Below are 19,897 nucleotides of genomic sequence, written 5' to 3'. Positions count from 1 at the left end.
GATGGCACCAGCCTCGCGTTCACCTATGCGGCTGATGGTCGCGTCGCCACAGTCAAGGATGGCCTGGGTCAGGTGACTGGCTACGTTTACGACACGACGAACCGGACCACCACCGTCACAGATCCGCTGGGCGCACAGAGCACCTATCTGTACGACGCTCGGGGCCAGCTTCTGCAGGTGCGACAGGGCGTCACCGCCAGCAACCCGACGGGGCTGTCGCAGATCAGCTATCGCTACGACGCGGCCGGAAACGTGAGTGGCGTGACCGACGGCGAAGGGCGCGAGGTCATTTCCGAGTACGACGCCAATGGCAATTTGTTGAAGGAAACGGACTCCGCGGGCAATGCCCGCATCCGGACCTACAACACCGCGAACCGATTGCTGACCGATACCGTCTTTGCCGATGCCGCTGTTAGCCGCGGCGCCTTCAGCAAGGAAGCGTCGTTGCCGGAGATCACCCGCTACATCTACGCACAGGGCAATGCTCGAATTTTGCGCTTTGTCGTTAGTGCGCAAGGCGACGTCACCGAGCACCGCTACGACGGCTACGGCCAAGCCCTCACGAGCATCCGCTACGCGGGTGGGGGTTACAACGTTGCCTCGCTCGGCGCGTCCGCCGTGCCCACGGAAGCTCAGATGACCACCTGGGTCGGCACCCAGGATTTGCGCCGCACCGAGCGTACTGATCGAGTTTACGACACACGCGGTGCGCTGAGCTCCTCCACGACCTACGGCGAGGTCGATGCGACGGGGGCGGGCGTCGTCGCCTCGGCGGCCAAGACTCAATATGTCTACGACCAGCATGGTTGGCTGCTCAAGACCATCGAGCCAACCGGTGGCGGAACCACGACCTATGTCTACGACGGCCTGGGCCGGGTGCTGTCGATCAGTGCGCCTTCGCTGGACGGCGGGACCACGGCCAACACCACGGTCACGAGCTACGACGACGTCGGAGGCAAGACCAGCGTCGCCGTGGCTGGCGGGCTGGTGAGTATCTCTGCCTACGACAAGGCGGGTCGACTGGTCAGCGTGACACAACAGAGCGCCGGTGCTGGCGTGCTGGGCGTCACCAAGTACGCCTACGACAAGGATGGCAACCTGCTGATGACGCAGGATCCGACCGGCGTGCGGAAGTGGATGCTCTACGACGCGGCAGATCGAAAGATCGCAGACATCGATGCGACGGGAGCCTTGATCGAGTACGTCTACAACGCGAACGGGCAGTTGCGCCAGACGGTGTCCTATGCGACGAAGCTCACAACCGCGAAGCTGGCACAGTTGATAGACGGGGCGGGTCTACCGACCACGGCTTGGAGCGCGACGAATATGACGACCAGTCTAGCAGCGCTGCGGCCGGCAGGCGCGGCTCAAGACCAGAAGGTCTGGCGCTTTTACGACAACGCGGGGCGCTTGGTGTGGCAGGTGGATGCACTGGGGTACGTGACGCAGACGACCTACGACGGGGCTTCGCGTGCGCTGAGTGTCACACGGCTGGCCAATCCGGTCGATGTAGCGCCGTTGCTGCGGGGGGCTGATGTCAACCTGGGGGTAGATCCGAGCACGCTCGGGGGCATCGCACTAAGTGTTGACAATACTGCGCCAACGTCACTGGGGCAGTCCGTAGTATTGGTAGCGACCGTAGAGGGGGTCGCGTCTGGGGGCACGGTAACTTTTTTCGATGGCGAGACGGTCATCGGAAGCACGATTGTGATCGACGGAAGGGCTGTGCTGGTGACAGACCGGCTCTCGATCGGTGCTCATAGCTTGCGGGTCGCGTATTCAGGTGACGCGTGGAGACCAGCCAGCGTGTCGAAGGCGGTCAAGAAGGTCATTGGAGGCCCCACGAGCGCTGTATTGAGCCTGTTCCCGCGCGACGGCGCTAGCTACGGCACGCCGGTGGAGTTGCTGGTGGTTTTGACTACCGAGCAGTCACTTGGCTTGGCAGCCGCGACCGGCGAGGTGAAGTTTTACAACGAAGACGGCGGTGCACTGATTGGTGTTGCCTCCGTCGTTGACGGTAGGGCGCTACTGAGGACTGGGAACCTCCCCGTAGGTAACTTCAGGATTCGTGCGGAATACTCGGGCGATGCGAGCCATGCAATCGCGACGTCTCATTCGGGATGGCTCTCGATCAGTCCCAATCAGACCACAACCACACTGAAGGTTTCAAGTGACAGTTCATCTCTGACGTTGACGGCTGTCGTCGCAAATTCCGGAGGAGCATCTGCAGTCCCCGGCGGTGTTGTGACTTTCTATAACGGGGCAGTCGCCATTGGCTCGGCCGCGTTGGTTGATGGTGTTGTGACGCTCCGATATGGTGGTACGGTCACTGCAGCAGCATTCAATGCTGTGTATTCCGGGGACAGTAGCAATGCCAGGAGCAGCACTCCCGTCGATTTGTTCGGACGCGCGACATCTGCATCCAGCATTACGTTGACTGCGCCCGCGTCTAGCGTGACGCAGGGCAGTTCCGTGACGTTGATAGCGCGCGTGGCGGGCGCCGTTCCCACAGGGCCGGTAGCCTTTTTTGCGGGGACGCAGTACTTAGGCACTGCCTCAATAGTCAATGGGGTTGCGAGCCTCGTTACGCGCAACTTGCCAGCGGGTTCCAACGTCGTGCTGAGCGCCGCATATAAGGGCGATGAAAACAATGCGAGCAGCGTGCTTGCGGAGGGACTGAGCCTTCAAGTCGCTCCAGTAAATCCGCCACCTACATCGTCTATCGTGTCCGTTGATACGGGAGGAGAGTTGTGGGTGGACAAAGCGACAGTCGGATTCCCGACGAGCGCCTTTATTAAATATGGCGTACGCCCTGCCGGCAATGTCGGTTGGGGGCGTGTCTACGTCTTCGATGGGTCGACGCTGATCTCAAGTGGGTCGGGGTACGGGATCGACTATGAAACCGGCATTAGTTTCAACTTGCCGCCAATGTCTTCCGGTATCCACATGCTCAAGTTGGTGCATGTAGACGCAAGCGGAACAGTCGTCGACACACGCGCGATCCAACTCAGCGTAGACCCAGCTGCCAGCGTGGTCGCTGTAACCTCTTCAAACGCACCGACGGTCGATGGCACCCAACTGACGTTGACTGCCAAGGTCACATCGCCCGATCCGCGCAAGGGAGCCGCAGTCTTTGACGGAAAGTCTGCAGGCGGAAACATCAGCTTCTACAACGACGAAAGCGGTGTGTTGATTGGCACAACCTCCGTTGTTGACGGGCTGGCAGTGCTCAGGATCAGTACTCCCCCCGTAGGTAACCTCAGGGTTCGTGCGGAATACTCTGGCGATGCGAGCCATGCGAAGGCAACGTCCAATTCGGAAGTCATCACGAACGGCTCGAACCCAACCACGACCACGCTGAAGATTGTAGGCAATAAGGACGACGGAGATTTCAGCCCGTGGTATCGCTCCTGGACATTGAGCGCTGTTGTCGCAAACCTCGCAGGGGGATCGGCGATTGTCCCAGGCGGTACAGTTACTTTCTACAACGGGACGGTTGCGATCGGTAGCGCCTCTTTGGTCAACGGCGTTGCAACGTTCAAATACGATGGTACGGTCGCTGCGGCAGCCTTCAAAGCCGTGTATTCCGGGGATAGTGAGAATGCTAGGAGCAGCACCCCCCTCGGCCAGTACGGGGATGCAGTTCCATCTCCCACCAGCATCACGCTGAAGACTAGTAACTCGGGAACGACGCAGGTGTCCTTGACGGCGCTCGTGGCGGGGGCAGTGCCTGGGGGAACGGTGACTTTCTTCGCAGGTGCGCAACTCTTGGGCACCTCCACGGTTATTAAAGGGATTGCATGGCTCACTGCTTACCTGCCGACAGGGTCAGATGTCGTACTGAGTGCCGCGTATTCGGGGGATGCAAACAATGCGAGCAGTCTGATCGCCGAGGGCCCGAGCCTTGCAAATGGGGCTTTCAAAACGTCATTGCGTCGAGGTGATAGTCTGGCTCTGCACCAGTCCATCTATTCGCCTGACGGGCGCTATTCTCTGAGCATGGGCTGGTCGGGATCTCTCTCTCTAGTCGATCTGAAGAGGGGGGGGGCAACTCTCTGGGACACCAACGTACCGGCGAATCAGGGAAAAAGCTTCGCATTCAAGAGTGATGGGAACCTTGTTCTCTATACGGCCGCAGGCCAATCCGTATGGAGCTCCGCAACAGATGGCAAGGGCGGGGAGTCACTCGAATTGCAGGCAGACGGCAATCTAGTGCTCTACGCAATCGACAGAAAAGTCGTTTGGTCGACTGGTCCGAATACCATCGCAGTTCAACCGACGCCAGAATCGCCCGCAGAGCAACCCAATGCGATCAGTGTCGTTTCAGTGCACGATGCGGTGGTCGGGTTCCCGACGCAAGCGCGCATTATCTTGGCTTCGCCCCTTGATATCCCTTCCTCACAGGGGACTCTGAGCGTCTTCGACGGATCGACGTTGATTGCCAGCTTCTTAGTCCCGTACGGCAATGAATTCACCTTGCCGCCAATGTCATTGGGCACTCACAGTCTCAGGCTCGTGTATGTAAGCGGAGCCTACGCCGCCACTCAGACGATTGACATTAGCGTGGGCCCGGCCGCGAGCCAGATCGTCGTGACTTCCTCTAAGCCTATTGCGTCCTTTGGTTCGCCATTGGTCTTGACGGCTCAGGTTGCGCCCAGCGCAGATCTCAAGACCAAGGCGTTCGTGGGACGCGCTGCGACCGGGATTGTGACTTTTTACCGCAATGGAGTGGCACTAGGAACGGCTCAGGTGACCAATGGCGTGGCCATGCTGTCCGTGAGTGACATGCCGGCGGGGACTGCCAGCATCACAGCCAGTTATGCCGGTGACGAGAACTATCTGACATCACAAACCCTCGGCAATTCGTGGGTGCAGGTCACTGGTTCACCGGTCACCTTGAGCAATCTCACAACTCCTTTGATCGCCAAGGACGGTGTCCTGTCGGTGCGCATTGCTGGCAAGACCTCCCCCACGGGCCTGGTGAGTTTCTACAGCGGCACCACGCTGCTGGGTACGGTGGCGGTGAGTGAAGACGGCACGGCCACCCTGCGCGGGGTGCCGATCCCTGTGGGCACGCACACTTTCAGCGCCGTGTACTCGGGCGATGCGCTCAACGCTGACGGTGCCATCACCTTCACCCAGACCGTCACGGGCACGCCGAGCACCACCGTGCTGCTCGGCATGGACGCGGCGCAGGACCGTACCACCACGCAGCTGTACAACCGCAACGGCCAACTGCAGGGCGTACTGGACGCCGAGGGCTATCTCACCGAATACAAGTACAACGCGGCCGGCGAGCAGGTGCAGACCATCCGCTACGCTGGGCGCTCGGCGAACTTCACCAGTGTGTCCGCGCGCATGATGGCCGTGGCGATCGCGCGCGCCAGCGGCGATCTCACGGGCGTGCGGCCCTCGACCAGCGCCGACGACATCCGCAGCTACACCTTCTACAACGCCCGCGGCCAGATCGTTGGCCAGGTCGACGGCGAGGGGTACCTTACTGAGAGCACTTACGATTTGCGGGGCAACGTCACGCAGACCAAGCGCTACGCGAAGCTGGCCAAGAGCCCTGCCGCCGCCAGCGCCACGCTCGCAACGGTACGGCCCGATCTCGACCCGCTCGATCAGGTCGTCAGCCAGACCTGGAGCGCCGCGAACCAATTGCTCAGCCGAACCAATGTCGAGGGCACGCTCACCAGCTTCACCTACGACCTGGCAGGCCGGCTCGTGCAGACTTCCACCGCTGCGGGCACCACGGACGAGCGCATCGAGCGTCAGCGCTACGACATCCAGGGTCGTCTGATCGGCGAGCTCGACGGGCGCGGTAGCGCCACTGTGGCCCTGGCCGCTCCGTTGAGCGCCTGGAGCGCAAACGGCTCAGCCCATACCTACGACGAGGCCGGTCGGCGCACCAGCACCACCGACACCAATGGTCACCGCACCCTGTTCTTCTACGACGCTCTCGGCCGGCTGACCTACAGCGTCAACGCGATGGGCCAGGTCACCGAGAACCGCTACGACGCGCTGAGCCAACTGAGCGAACTCATCGCCTACGGCACTCCCGTGAACGTGGACACCCTCGGGGCGACCACCCCGGGCGGGTTGAACACGGACACCCTGAAGACTCAGCTCGCCGCGGTGGCCGATACCGCCAAGGACCGGCGCACCGTCAACCGCTACAACGCCACCGGCACCCTGGCCAGTAGCAGTGATGCCGTCACGGCCACGACGAACAACCTCACCAGCTACTCCTACAACGCCTTCCGCGAAGTCACCGCGAGCAGCCAGACAAGGCTGAGCGGCCAGGTCGTCACCGACACCATCGGCTACGACCGCCGGGGCCTGAAGACCTCGACCACCGAGGATGCGACCGGCGTCGCGGCCACGCGCGGCACAGGCTACGACGCCTTCGGGCGAGCCACCACGCGCATCGACGGCAACGGCAATGTCGCCGGCATCGCCTACGACCGCCTCGGGCGGATCATCACCACCACTGATGCCAACGGCGCCAAGCACACCACCACCTACGATGCCTTCGACCGCGTACTGACCCAGCGCGACGCGCTGAACAACACCACCAGCTACGCCTACAGCGTGGCCAATCGAAGCATCACCGTGACCACGCCCGAGGGCGTTGCGCTGACCACCGTGCACAACCGCCATGGCCAGACCCAGAGCATCGTCGACGGCCGCGGCAACACCACTAGCTACAGCTACGACAAGAGTGGCAACCTGCTGCAGACCCAAGCTCCTCAGAGCGTGAATATCAGCAGCACCTACGACAAGATAGGCCTGAAGCTCACCAGTACCGACGCCCGGGGCACCGTCACGAGCTACACCTACGATGCCGCTGATCGCCTGCTGACCCGCACCGTCGATTCCAACGGTCTGAAGCTCGTCACCACCTACCAGTACGACGCCACGGGCCAGAAAATCAGCGTCACCGACCCCGGTGGCACCGTCACCACCTACAAGTACGACCTTGATGGTCAGATCCTGCAGGAGACCGTGGACCCGTCCAACGGTGCCTATGTCGGTTTGAACCTGCAGACTGTCTATGCCTACGACACCGATGGCACCACGCTCACTGTGCAGGGGCCCGACGGTCGACTCACGCGCTACACCTATGACGGCGCCGGTCGGCGCATAAAGGAGCAAGTCGATCCGCTAGGCCTGAACCTCACCCGCAGCTACGGGTACGACGGCCAGGGCAATGTCATCAAGGCGGTCGATGGCGTCGGCAATGCCACGCTCTACATCTACGACAAGGCGAATCGCAAGATCTTCACCATCGATCCGATGGGCAGCGTCCGACAAACGGGCTATGACGACGAGGGCCGGGTCAGTGCCGAGACCAGCTACGCCGCGGCCATGTCGCTGGCGAACCTGCAGGGCGTGGCGCCGAGCCTGAAGGCCATGCAGGAGCTACTGCCGACCCTGGGTGCGGCGGCGAGCCAGCGCCGGCGCTACGACCGTGACGGGCGGCTGCGCTTTACTGTCGATGCCACCGGCGGCGTGGTCGAGTACAAGTACGACACGGGCAATAACCTTGTGGAGACCCGGGGCTACGCCAGGCCCATCAACCTGGGGGCATGGAACCCGGCGATCGCCGACCCGGTGGTGCTGGCCGACGACGGCCACGACCAGCGCACGCGCAACGTCTACGATGGCCTGGGGCGCAAGACCTACACGATGGACGGCACGGGTGCCGTGGTCAAGCAGGTCTTTGATGCCAACGGCAACGTTATCGAGCGCTTCGCGTACGGTGCCCGGATACCTCTGGCGACGGCACTCACGCCCGCGGCGATCGACAGCGCGGTGGCGGCTGCCACGGCCAGTGCCAGCGCCGCGCGCACCGAACGCGACGTCTATGCCTACGACCGGGCCAACCGGCAGACCTCACACACCGATGGGGTGGGAACCGTTACCACGCAGAGCTTCGACAAGAACGGCAACGTCACCAACCGTTCGTTCTGGAGTGCACAGCAGGCGGGAACCAATCTGCTCACACAGAGCGAGCTGGCCAATGGCGTGAGCGACGTACCCGTCAAGGGTGGGGTCGTCACTGCGGCGTCGATGGCGGGCCTCAGGGGGGCAGTCAGGCTCGCGAGCGATCCGGCAGGCTCGTATGCCTACAAGACGCTGGCGACCACGGCCGGCGCAACCTACACCTTGTCGGTGATCGTGGAGATGGAGGATGGCCTGCCGCCGGCCTTCGGCAATGCGACGGTCACCAACGCCGCGAACTCCTTCGCGCTGGTGATGTTCGCCAACGCGGCCAATCCGACCGCCTACACGGTGCAGAACCTCGGGGGTGGACGCTACCGTGTCTCGGCCACCGGCGTGGCACCCGCCTCGCCGGGAGCGAACTTCGGGGTGGTCAAGTACGCCGGCAACGACACCCGTGCCTTCCGCGTGAGCGGCTACCAGCTTGAGCAGACGGGCGCCAACCTGCTCATGCAAGGCGAGTTCGCCAATGGACTGGCCGATGCGCCGTACAAGACAGGTGCCGTCACGGCGACGTCGATGGTCGGGTTCGCAGGCGCGCTCAGGCTGGCATCCAGTTCGACCAACGCCAGTGCCTACCAGGCGTTCACAGCGACGCCCGGCGTGACCTACACGCTGTCGGTGGTCGTGGAGATGGAGGATGGCCAGCCGCCATCTTTCGGGGGCACGAATGCCGCCAGCGCCACGAACTCGTTCGGCCTGGCGCTTTTCTCGGGCGCGACCAATCCGAGCACCTATGTCGTGCAGGACCTGGGCGGCGGGCGTTATCGCGTGTCGGTCACCGGCGTGGCGCCGGCGGCGGGGGATTTCTCTTACTCGGTGGTGTATCACGGTGCCATCAAGTACGTTGCGAACGATACCCGCGCTTTCCGCGTCTCCGGCTACCGGCTCGAGCAAGTGGGGGCCGGCAATGTCACACCGACCACCACGACTGCGATCACTGCTGCGGCCGATGCCACAAAGCAAGTAACGCGCTTTGCCTACGACAGTGCCGGACGGCTTGTGTACACGCTCAGTCCGCTGGGTCAGGTGGAGAAGAACACCTACGACGCGGCCGGACGGGTGACGCTCGTCACTCGCTATGCCAAGGCCATCAATCTCTCCAGTCTGAGTGCGAGCCCGACGGTTGCGCAATTGGACGCCCTGGTCCAGGCTGGAACTAACCTGTTCACGCAGAGCGAGTTTGCCAACGGTCTAGGCGATGTACCCGTCAGAACCGGCGTCGTCTCAGTGGCATCGATGACAGGCATGGCCGGTGCACTGCGGATCGCTCCCGATCCGAATGGCCCCTATTCGCTCGTCTATAAGACATTGGCGACAACTCCCGGCACGACCTATACGCTGTCGGTGATTGTGGAGATGGAAGATGGCCAGGCGCCAGCTTTCGGGAACCCGACGGTCAACCATGCTGCGAATTCGTTCGGCGTGATCATGTTCGGCGGCGGTGTCGCCACGAACAAGTACGTGGTGCAGAGCCTCGGAAACGGTCGCTACCGCATCTCGGCTACGGCCGTCGCGCCCGCGGCGCCCGGGTTGAATTTCGGGGTGGTCAAGTATTCGGTCAACGATGCGCGCGCATTCCGCATCTCCGGCTACCAGCTCGAACTGGCCGCGGCGGCCGGCACCTACGTGCCAACCACTACTGCGTCGACCGCTGCCAAGGACCAACTGCAGCACAGCGTCTACGACAAGGCCGGACGCCTGGTTGCCAGTGTCGATGCACTGGGCAATACCATCAAGTACACGCGCGACGGCAACGGCGACGTGGGTGAGAAGCGCGCCTTCTACAACCCCGTGAGCATGGCGAGTTGGGTACCCGGCACTGTGCCCGCGCCGACAGCCGACGACACGCGCGATCAGCGCACGCGCAGCTTCTACGACGCGGCCGGGCGCGAAGCGCTCAGCGTCGACTCGCTGGGCTACGCCGTGCAGCGACAGTACGACGCGCAGGGCCGACTGAGCGCCATCGTGCGCTATCCGGTAGCCATCCCCGCGGCCACCGCCATCACCTTGCAGGCCCAGCGCGATGCGGCCGTCAAGCTGTCATCCACATCCGGGCGCGCGCTGCAGATCACGGCCTATGGCTACGACGCGGCTGGATTGCGTATCAGTGAGACCGCGGCCTTCGGTCAGCCAGAGGCGGCAGTCACGCGCTATGTCTACGACGGCATCGGCCGACTGACCCGCACCGTTGACGCGCGCGGCGTCGAGCTCTCGCAGAGCGATAGCCAATGGGCGTTGAACGAGCGTCGGCAATTGAAGTACACCAACGCTGCGGGCGGTGCGCTGAAGGCCGTCGACTTGACGCAGATCCAGCGCGACGCGCTGGCCGCGCGCTACACCACAGTCGTCGACTACGACGCGGCAGGGCGCAAGGTCAGTGTTACCGATGCGCTTGGCGGTATCACGCGCTCCGAATACGACGCCAACGGTCATGTCGTCAAGATCACGGATCCGCGCGGCAATGCGGCGTTCTACTACTTTGACGCGGCTGGGCGCGTCACTCTGAATGTGGACCCCGAGGGCTATGCCACGGCGACCACCTATGACATGTTCGGCCAGACGCTGAGCATCAAGCGCTACTTCAACAAGGTCACGGGCACCCCCAGCGTCGCCCAGGCGCCGGCGTTGCCGGGCGCGAATGGCAGCGATGCGCTTACTCGCTTCGAGTATGACGCCGCCGGGCGCCTGGCGCGCACGATCGATGCCGAGTCGAACGCAGAGCGCTACACCTACAACGCGCTGGGCCAGCGCGAGACGCTGACCAACAAGCTCGGTGGGGTCACCACCTACGCGTACGACCGTCAGGGGCGCGTCGTCAGCGAGACCTTGCCGATCACGAGCAAGAACGCGGCAGGCCAGGCAGTGGCGGTGGTCAATCAGTCCACCTACGACGCCTTCGGCAACAAGTTGACCACCACCGAGGCTGCGGGGCTTCCCGAGCAGCGCGTGACCACCTACACCTACGATGGGCTGAACCGTCAGCTTACGGTGCGTCAGGCGTCGGTGGGCCTGTACACCGCAGCCGGTGGCTGGACCACCGGCGCGCCCACACGCACCAACACCTACGACGCGAACGGCAATCTGATCGTAGCGGTGAATGCCAATGGCGGACGCACGCGCAGCTGGTTCGATGCCAACAACCGCAAAGTGGCCGAGGTGAGTGCCACTGGAACGCTCAGCCAGTGGGTGTACGACGCCGTGGGCAATGTGATGGTGCAGAACGTCTATGGTGACGTGCTGGCCTTGCCCGCAAGCGACACCCTGCCGGTTCCAGTGAATGCGGCCAATGTGCGCACGACCACTTACCAAGTGGATGCCAACAATCGGGTGCTCAGCAGCACCATCGGCCAGGTGGAGTTCGGCGAATACAACGCCGCAACTGCCCAATACAACATGGGCCGACGCGATTTGATCCAGCGCAGTGCCTACGATGCCAACGGCAATGTCGTACGTCAGGAGAACGGCAGGAATGCGGCAGCTCAAACCTGGTACGACAAGCTGGGACAGAAGGTGCTCGAGGTCGATGCCATGGGCTACGGCGTGCGCTGGGAGCGCGATGCCAACGGCGCCGTGTTCCGCGAGACCCGTTACCTGCAGCGCATCGACCTGGGCAGCGCCAGCGAGAGCATCCCGATGGCCGATGTGCTCGCCAAACTCAAGCCGATCGCTGGCGACCAGATCACCGAGTATGCCTACGACCGCAATGGCCGCATGCTCAGCGAGTCCCGCTTGGCCGTGGCGTACGGTAGCGTGAATGCCAGCGGTGTGCTCACCGAGGGAACGCTGGCAGCAACCAAGCGTTATGGCTACGACGCTATGGGCAATCGAACCTCGGTGACCGATGCACAGAGTCAACGCACTGACCTCGCGTACGACTGGGCAGGGCGGCTCTTGAGCGAGCGCAAGCCCACGGTCGCGACCGACACCGGTGCGGGCACCAGCGCCTCTTTGCGCCAGACCACCGAGTACGAATACGACGGCCTGAACAACGTACGCCGCGAGATCCGCCGCGGGACCAACACCGCCGTGGAAACCGATGACCAGATCGTGCGCTACGGCTACGACTCCACGGGAGTTCGCACCTCGATGGTGACGGCCAAAGGCGAGACCTTCACGTACGGGCGTGATGCCAATGGCAATACGACCGCGCAGATGGTGGACCGGCTGGACGCTGATGGCAACGTCTCTCGCGAGATCGTGAGCATCGGGTACGACGCGGCCAACCGCGAGATCACACGCTTCACAGGGACGCGCGATGCCGCGAACGCGCCGGTCTTCGATGTCGCCAAGACGGTGACGCTTGGCTACAACGCCTATGGCGAGCTGGCGAGTAAGCGCACCGGCAGCGGGAATGCGAGCGGCGTCGCGCAGGAGTACTACGACTATGACAAGGCTGGGCGCCTGTGGCGCACCAACTCGCAAGAAGGCGTGAGCAAAGCCTGGATGTACGACATGGCGGGCAATGCCACGCTGCTGCTGCAATCGCAGCGCGTGAACTTGCGCGCGATGACTTGGGACCAGATGGCCGGCGATGGCAGCCGCCCCGATCCGGACATCCTGATCACCATCACGGCCTACGACAAGAACAATCGCGCCGTGAGCGTGATGCAGCCCAAGATGGATGCATCGCGGCCGAACCTGAAGATGTTCGCCGCAGTGATCAATGTGGAGTCGGGAAAGTACGGCGGGCTGGACCTTGCGGTGGCTTCCCCGCTGGCAGGAACGACATCGATCCAGGGGCCGAGCGACACCTCGGCCACGGGGCAGGTTGCCGTGCTGGGCATGCCGATGAGCGGGGGAAATATCCGGCCCATCACCAACGGTGAGTTCGGTGGCGCCGGTGGCTGGAACAACGTCAGTAGCAAGGTCGTCGGGGTGACCGACATCGTGCTGGGCTCGGCGGCGATGCCGGGTTCGAACATCGAAAACATCTACGGTGCGGTGACATGGCGTGTCGAGGTGGGCGGTGTTCCGAACTATCTTGGCAGGGTGACGAGCTGGCCCGTGACCGTGCATCCGCGCAACGCCGATGTCAGCGTCTTCATGGGGCAGTTGCCCCACACCCTGGCACTCGACCGGAACGTTGCCTACAGCCAGCTGATTCCCATCCGGGTCATTGCCACCGCGCAGAGCAGCGGTATGGACATCGTCGTCTCTACCGGGGCAGTTCGTACGGCACCGCAACCCACGCAGGTTGAGGGACTCAGCGGCACCTTCATGCGCTTGACCGCGGGTGAGGCGCGCGACAGCGACACGATTCAGCTATACCACCGGCCATCGGGCTCGACCGGAGCATTTACGGAGTCCCTGCCGAAGTTCAAGGCCGGCCAAGGCGGCTCGAGCCTCAATGGTGCGTCGGTCGATGGCTGGTACCTGACGCGGTTGGACAGCCTGAGCGCACCGACTGAACTTCTGGTCGTCGTGACCCAGGCTGATGGCAAGGTGGTGCGCCGGGATTCGATTCAATGGAACCCGTCAACGCGCCAAGCGACAGCTTCCGTCGCGTCGGCAAAGCCCGTTTTCACCACAGACAACGTGGCGCATTTTACGGGCCTACAGCTCTCCGGTACCAGTCCCGCCGCGATTCGGGTGCGCCAAAGCGGCCAGAGCGGGTCTTCGGATGTGACGTACTGGCCTGTCGCCGGTGGGGCCCGAGGACGCTTCGACGTTCAACTGGGCGCTGGTGCCAACGACGTCACTATCGACATGCTCGATGCGCAGGGCGCGGTGATGGACACGCTGGTGGGCTCCATGAATGCGAGCACCTCCCTCTACGACATGCGTGTTCTCGGGAGTCTGCCGTCGAGCGTCACGTTCCGTGATGTGCCAGTAGCGGCTCAGACACTGACCGTCGAGTACCAGCCGCTCACCGCGGGCGGAAAACCCGCGGGTTCCGTTAGTCTCACTCGTCAGGCGGGCAAGGCGGAATGGGTATGGGACGCGCGTAATCTCGTCACGGACCCGCGCAACCTCTACAACTACGCCGTGCATTTCGTTGCCCGAGACGCTGACGGGTTCATCCTGACCGATGCCACAGGCAACGTGACCATTGGCGCGGTCAGCAACGGTACCAAGGCTTCGCTGACAGGCAGCGTCAAGCACCAGATACTGACCTTCGATCCGGGTCTTCCGGAAGGCAAAACGCTCAAGCTGCGCTATCGCGTCAAGGGCGCCACCACGCAAGACTTTATCGAGGCCACGGCCACCCGCGGCACTATCAACGCAGTCTTTAAGTGGGATGCCACTGCGAACAACCTGGATCCGGCCAAAGAATACGAGTTCATCTACGACGTGTACAACGCCGCGAATGCGGTGATCGGCAACGGCGAAGGGTATTTCCGCCCTGACAGCGACAGCAGCAATGATGGCTCCAACGTCAACGTGTACTGGGGCATCCCGAACCTACCGGGAGATCAGGTCGTCAACGGCACCTGGGTGATCCAGCGGCGTCAGGACTACGATGCTTTCGGCCAGGTCATCCTGGAGAAGGACGGCAACGAGAACGTCACCAACCTTCGCTACAACACCCTGGGCCTGCTGGTCGACAAGATCGGTCCGATGGTCGAAGTCACGCTCGCCAATGGCCAAAAGCAGATGCTGCAGCCGATCGAGCACTATGGCTACAACCTCAACGGCCAGATCGTGGGCAAGCGCGATGCCAACGGCAACCTCAGCACGCTCGAGATCAACGCTGCAGGCCAGACCGTGGCCGAATGGCACCCCGGCGCTGCAGCTGGCAGCTCGACTGCCGTGCGCAAGACCTACGACATCTTCGGCAACCTGATAACCGTCACCGATGAGATGGCGCGCATCACGAAGAACACGTACGACTTGAACAATCGTCTCGAGCGTGTGGATCGACCCGTCAACGCCGACGGCTCTCGCGCCTACGATATCTACGCCTACGACATCCTCGGCCAGCGCATCGCACGCACCAATGCACTGAGCTTCAAAGAGCGCACCTACTACGACAGCATGGGGCGGGTCACCCGGTACATCTCAGCTGAAGGCGCGGCCGTCAACTACGTCTACACCTACGACAAGACGATCGGCTCGGCCGGTGGCGTGAACACCGGTGGCTGGGTGAACACGACCACGGACGCCAATGGGAAGGTGCAGACGATCAAGAACGACGTGTTCGGCCGCGCGATGTGGAAGCAGGACTTCGGCGGTCACCAGTTCACCTATGGCTACAACTGGTCTGGGCTCATCGCCACCCAGACCGGCACCTCGGGCCAGAACATCAGCTACACCTACTACGACAACGGCTATCTGCGCAAAGTCATCGATGCGGGCGTGTCCACCGAAAGCACCTTCGAGTATGACAACAACGGCAATCGCACCTTCGAGGGCTTCAAGTCCACCGCGAGCGGCGTGGCGATGGTGTTCCAGCAATCACGGGTCAGCTACGACGCCTTCAACCGCGTCAAGACGATCGACGATGCGCGCTACCTTATCAACTACGAGTACGACGCCAACGGCAATCGTCGCCGGGTGCACAGCACTTACACCAACATCGTCGACAACAGCAAGGAGATTCAGGACTACTGGTACGCCTACGATGGCATGAACCGCTTCACCGTGACCATGGGGCAATTAGTCAGCGGGCAGATCGTGCGTGGGTCGTCCGGTGATGGCGTGACCATCGAGTACAACAACGCGGGTCAGCGCAAGGCGGCCACCTATGCCAGTGACGGGCATCGCGAGGACTATGACTACGACGGCGCCGGCAACCTGACCACGATGAAGCTTAATGGCGTGCTGCGCAGCCGCCGAACCAATGACCTCGCAGGACGCGTGACGCGCTACGAGGAGCTTTTCGCGGACCAGAGCATCAACGTGCAGAAGGACCGCAGCTGGAACAAGGACAACCAGCTCACGAAGGAGGTGGAAAGTACGTTCTCCCAGGGGGCAATCAAGGCGTCCTTGGCGACCACCACGTACGGGCTCATGGCCGACGGCACGCTGTCGAACACGAGCACGATAACGAACAAGTACGACCCCACCCCCGGACTGCCCAACAACGGCATCAGCATCACCGTGCTCAACACGGTCTACGCCTACGAGTGGTGGGACAGCGCCAAGCAGACCTCGATCACCATCGGTGCGAACAGCACCGACGTCACGACACCTTGGGCGCCCGGGTACTCAGCGTTCAGCTACGACGTCAATGGTCACGTCAAGACCGCAACCGACCGTAATCTCACGACACCGCGCAGCTTCTCCTATTGGACCAATGCCGAAGGGCAGGTGCTGCAGCGCCAGGAGCTGATCGGGGGCACCGTCAATGCGCAGACCGGGGCAGTGAACCTGACCGGTGCGGCCAAGAGCCGCGACCGCCGCTACTTCTATTTCGATGGAAAGCGCGTGGGAAATGTTGGCAACGACGGCACCGAGCGCGAGGACTACGCTCAGCAACTTGCTCGCAGCGCGAACGCCCTCGAGAGTCCTGACAACAAGTACCGCAAGTTCACGCCCACGAACTCTGCGGATTTCGATGAAAACTACCAGCCGATCAACGCGGGCTTCCCCGGGGCTGCCCCCGGCAACTACACGGTTCGGGTCGGCGACACACTGGAGGGGATCGCCAGATCGCTGTGGGGCGACGCGACACTGTGGTACTTGCTGGCTGAGGCCAATGGCCTGGACGGGCAACCCTCGGCACCGTTGGTGGCCAACACCGTGATCGCGGTGCCCAACCGGGTCACGAACGTCCACAACACCAGCGACACCTTCAGACCCTATGACCCGGGCAAGGCGATGGGGGATACCAGCCCGACGCTGCCGGATCCGTTGCCGCCGCCTCAGAAGGGCCAGAAGTGTGGAGGCTTCGGGCAGGTCATCCAAGTCGTGGTGTCGGCGGTGGTGGCCTACTTCACGGGCTACTACCTTGACTGGGGCATCGTTGGGGCCGCAGCAGCCGGAGCGGCGGGTTCCGTGGCCGGACAGACGGCAGGCATTGCCATGGGAATGCAGGACCGCTTCAACTGGAAGGCGGTGGGGTTGGCAACCATTGGAGGTGCAGTAGGCGGCGCGTTGAATACGGCTGGATTGCTGCCCCAAGTGAACAACGCTCTTGTTGATGGCGCCATTCGCGGTGCTGCTGGCAACATAGCTACACAGGGACTCGCCGTGGTCACGGGGTTGCAGAAGCGCTTCGACTGGAGAGGTGTGGCCGCCAGCGCGGCATCGGGCTTTGTGTCGGCGTCGGCCGGCGCTTGGGCGCAAGGCGCGGGCTGGGATATCGCAGGTCAACGCCTGGCCAGCGGCATGGCCGGAGGCCTCGTGAGCGCAGTTGTGCGCGGCGGCAGCATTGGTCGTGCTTTGCCGGGCATCATTGGCGATGCTGTGGTAGCAGCTGCGACTGTTGGCAATGCACTGGGGGACTCCATCGCGAGCGCCAACGGGCAGGGCTCTGCTGGTTCGACCGGCCAGCAGGAAGATCGCTTGGGCGACTTCATCTCGCGGAATCAGCCATCGTGGGACACGCGCGCCGCAGCCTACGACCAGATCGTAGACGCGTTCAGCCAGCCTGGCGGCAATCGGTCTGCCGGCGTCCAGCTTGCTGCGGGCTCTGGCTTCAGCGGCGTTGGTACCGTCGGCGACACGGCTCACGCATCAATCGTTGGAGGGGCAACTGCTAAGCCGTACCAAGGCTGGCAGTCGTTTGCACCCGGTGAATCGGTGGGCCTATTCGAAGAGACAACGGTTTCGGCTTCTGAGGATGGGGCTGCAGCACCGACGGGCGGCCTTGAGATCTCTCAGGATGAATACAACGCAATGGGGGGCTCAATAAGCGCCTCGCTGGGAGGTGCCATCGCCGGAACCGCAGTTTCCCTCGGCAAGATGGCTTATGGTGGGTTACGAACAGCGAGCAACGCCTTCAACAAAGCACTGGACATTGCGACCGGCGGTGTTCTCCGTGACACCCAATGGATGCAACTATCCTTGGCAGAGAACGCTGCATTGGGGAACGGGATTATCAGCGCGGTGAGAAGCCCGAGGGAGACGACTCTTGGTTTGATGGAGAGCGTTTCCAATCGCTATAGAAGCGCGATGTCTATTGGTGACAGTTTCCAACAGAGCTACGCGCTTGGAAGCTTGTTCAGCGATGTAGGTCAGGGCGCGTTGGGACTTGCTTACGGTGGTCGAAACTTGGCAAGATTCGGCGCTAGTGAATTGCAGAGTCTTGGTGTCGCGGACTGGAACATTCGGCTCGCGCCTCCTGGCACGTTCTATACCGGGGGAATCGGCCTTAAATTGGAGCCGGTGTCGCTTAGCTCGACTGCAAGCGCATCCGCGGTAGACAAGTTCCATCCGAACTACGTTGGCGATCTGCCGTTCTCGTACAAGGCAGGGCCGTTCCAAAGATTCGTTCAGCGTTTTGGAGACGAGTTCTCCGCCGCAGGCTTTGATGATGCGCAAGGCTTCATGCAAGGAAGTGCAGCCTCTGGCGTAAAGCATACTGGCGAAGCGCTTAATGCAAGGATGGGCGTTCTGCCGTCAGACTATGACGTGGGGGTGGTCAGTCCGAAGTTGGCGCAACGGGCGCAAGAGCTTGGCCTGAGTGTCTTCAAGGGCCCTCTGAGCGCGGAAGAAATCGGGGCCTTGGGTCTGACTGACGCCCAGAACGCGCTTAGCGCCGCATCCAAGTATCAGCTCCCAGTCAACTTTAAAATCTACGACTCGGCTCAGGCCGTGTTGAATGCTCAGAAAACTATTCCTTTTAGCGATTGGATGCGGTGATGTATTTCTTGACCATCAAGGCCGGTGACGAAATCCTGCAAGACCGGCTCCCGTTCGCGGACTATGCGGAAGCGCTGGCGGCTTGCGGAGAGTTTTATGAGCCGAGAACGGCAGGGGCGGCGTTGAATTTCACGTCCGTAGTAACGGGGAAAAAGTTCATGCGCTCCTATGCTCAGCTCACTCGGTTGGCTGATCTGGGGGACATGCCACGCGATTCCCCGCAAGCTGTTGCGGCGGCTAAGCAAAGTAACGCGTTCTCCTTTTCGAAGTCCTACGCATTTCTTGTTGAGAGCGATGAAGGCATCCGCGAGGCAGAGCGAAGGGCTCGTGAGGACGATGAGCAAGAGTAGTGGCGTGCTGTTGGTTTCTTGTCCAGCCGGCGGATCTCTTCGGGTAGCAGCGTCAATGTAATCGACGGTGCGTCAGACCGAATGCGTTTGGCAATGCACTGGGGGACTCCATCGCGAGCACCAACGGGCAGAGCAGCAGTGCGCGGCCGTTTGGAGAAACTGACGTCGAGGCGTGGGGGCGCGTGCCAGCTGGCGCGGGCTATGGCTACCAGGGCTCAGGCAACGGCGTTACCAACTGGCAGTCCAACGTTGCGGCACAGGCAGCGACCGACAGCTATGCCAATGCGGAGGCGCGGCGGTTTGCAAATCCGCCACCGTCCCTCTTGGGTGGGATCGGAGATGACTTAGAGCGGCTAATAAAACGGTGCGAGATGGCGAACGAAGATGATGCAGCAAGCCAGAGAAAGCAGCGCGACATGAATGTCGATGCGGCGCTCAAAGCGAGTACGCAGCTTGCCGAAGGCAGCCGGCCATGCATGCGTGCGCTCAACCACCTAGCGATGACGCCCGAGCCGGTCGTTGCGTTCGATGCCGCGCCGGGCAATACGCGCGGTGATCCCCAGCTTGCGCAGGTGGGTGCGGCAACGAGCAAAGTCATAGCCCTTGTCGGCATGCAACTTGTGCGGCCAGCGCCTGGGCCGACCACGACAGCCGCGCACCGCTGGCAAGGCATCGACCAGTTCCTCGAACACTATCGAGTCATGCCGATCGGCGGTAATAGTCTGACGAAGGCCGTCCTTGCCTGATGCGCGGGCCGCGGGAAGCATCTGACCCGAATCGCAGACCCGCTT

The 19,897-nt window shown here is 62.3% G+C and carries 2 protein-coding genes and 1 pseudogene; 2 read left to right on the top strand and 1 reads right to left on the bottom strand.

What is annotated here, in order from left to right; translation table 11 throughout:
• Positions 1-72: 72 nt before the first annotated feature.
• Both AC07XP_RS30515 and AC07XP_RS30510 read left to right on the top strand, forming a co-directional pair.
• The gene (locus AC07XP_RS30515) at positions 73-18,756 is read left to right on the top strand and encodes an Ig-like domain repeat protein (RefSeq protein WP_495266771.1); all 18,684 of its coding nucleotides are present in this window, start codon (positions 73-75) and stop codon (positions 18,754-18,756) included.
• Positions 18,756-19,106, top strand: a complete 351-nt coding sequence (locus AC07XP_RS30510; RefSeq protein ID WP_495266770.1) for a hypothetical protein — start codon at positions 18,756-18,758, stop codon at positions 19,104-19,106. The genes AC07XP_RS30515 and AC07XP_RS30510 overlap by 1 nt, the downstream gene beginning before the upstream one ends.
• 353 nt (positions 19,107-19,459) lie before the next feature.
• Here AC07XP_RS30510 and AC07XP_RS30505 read toward each other — a convergent pair.
• Positions 19,460-19,819 (bottom strand): annotated as a pseudogene (locus tag AC07XP_RS30505) (transposase); the annotation flags it as partial.
• Positions 19,820-19,897 lie beyond the last annotated feature (78 nt).

It is taken from the genome of Variovorax sp. GW531-E2 (assembly GCF_059423125.1).
This window is presented reverse-complemented; position numbering and strand designations above follow the sequence as displayed.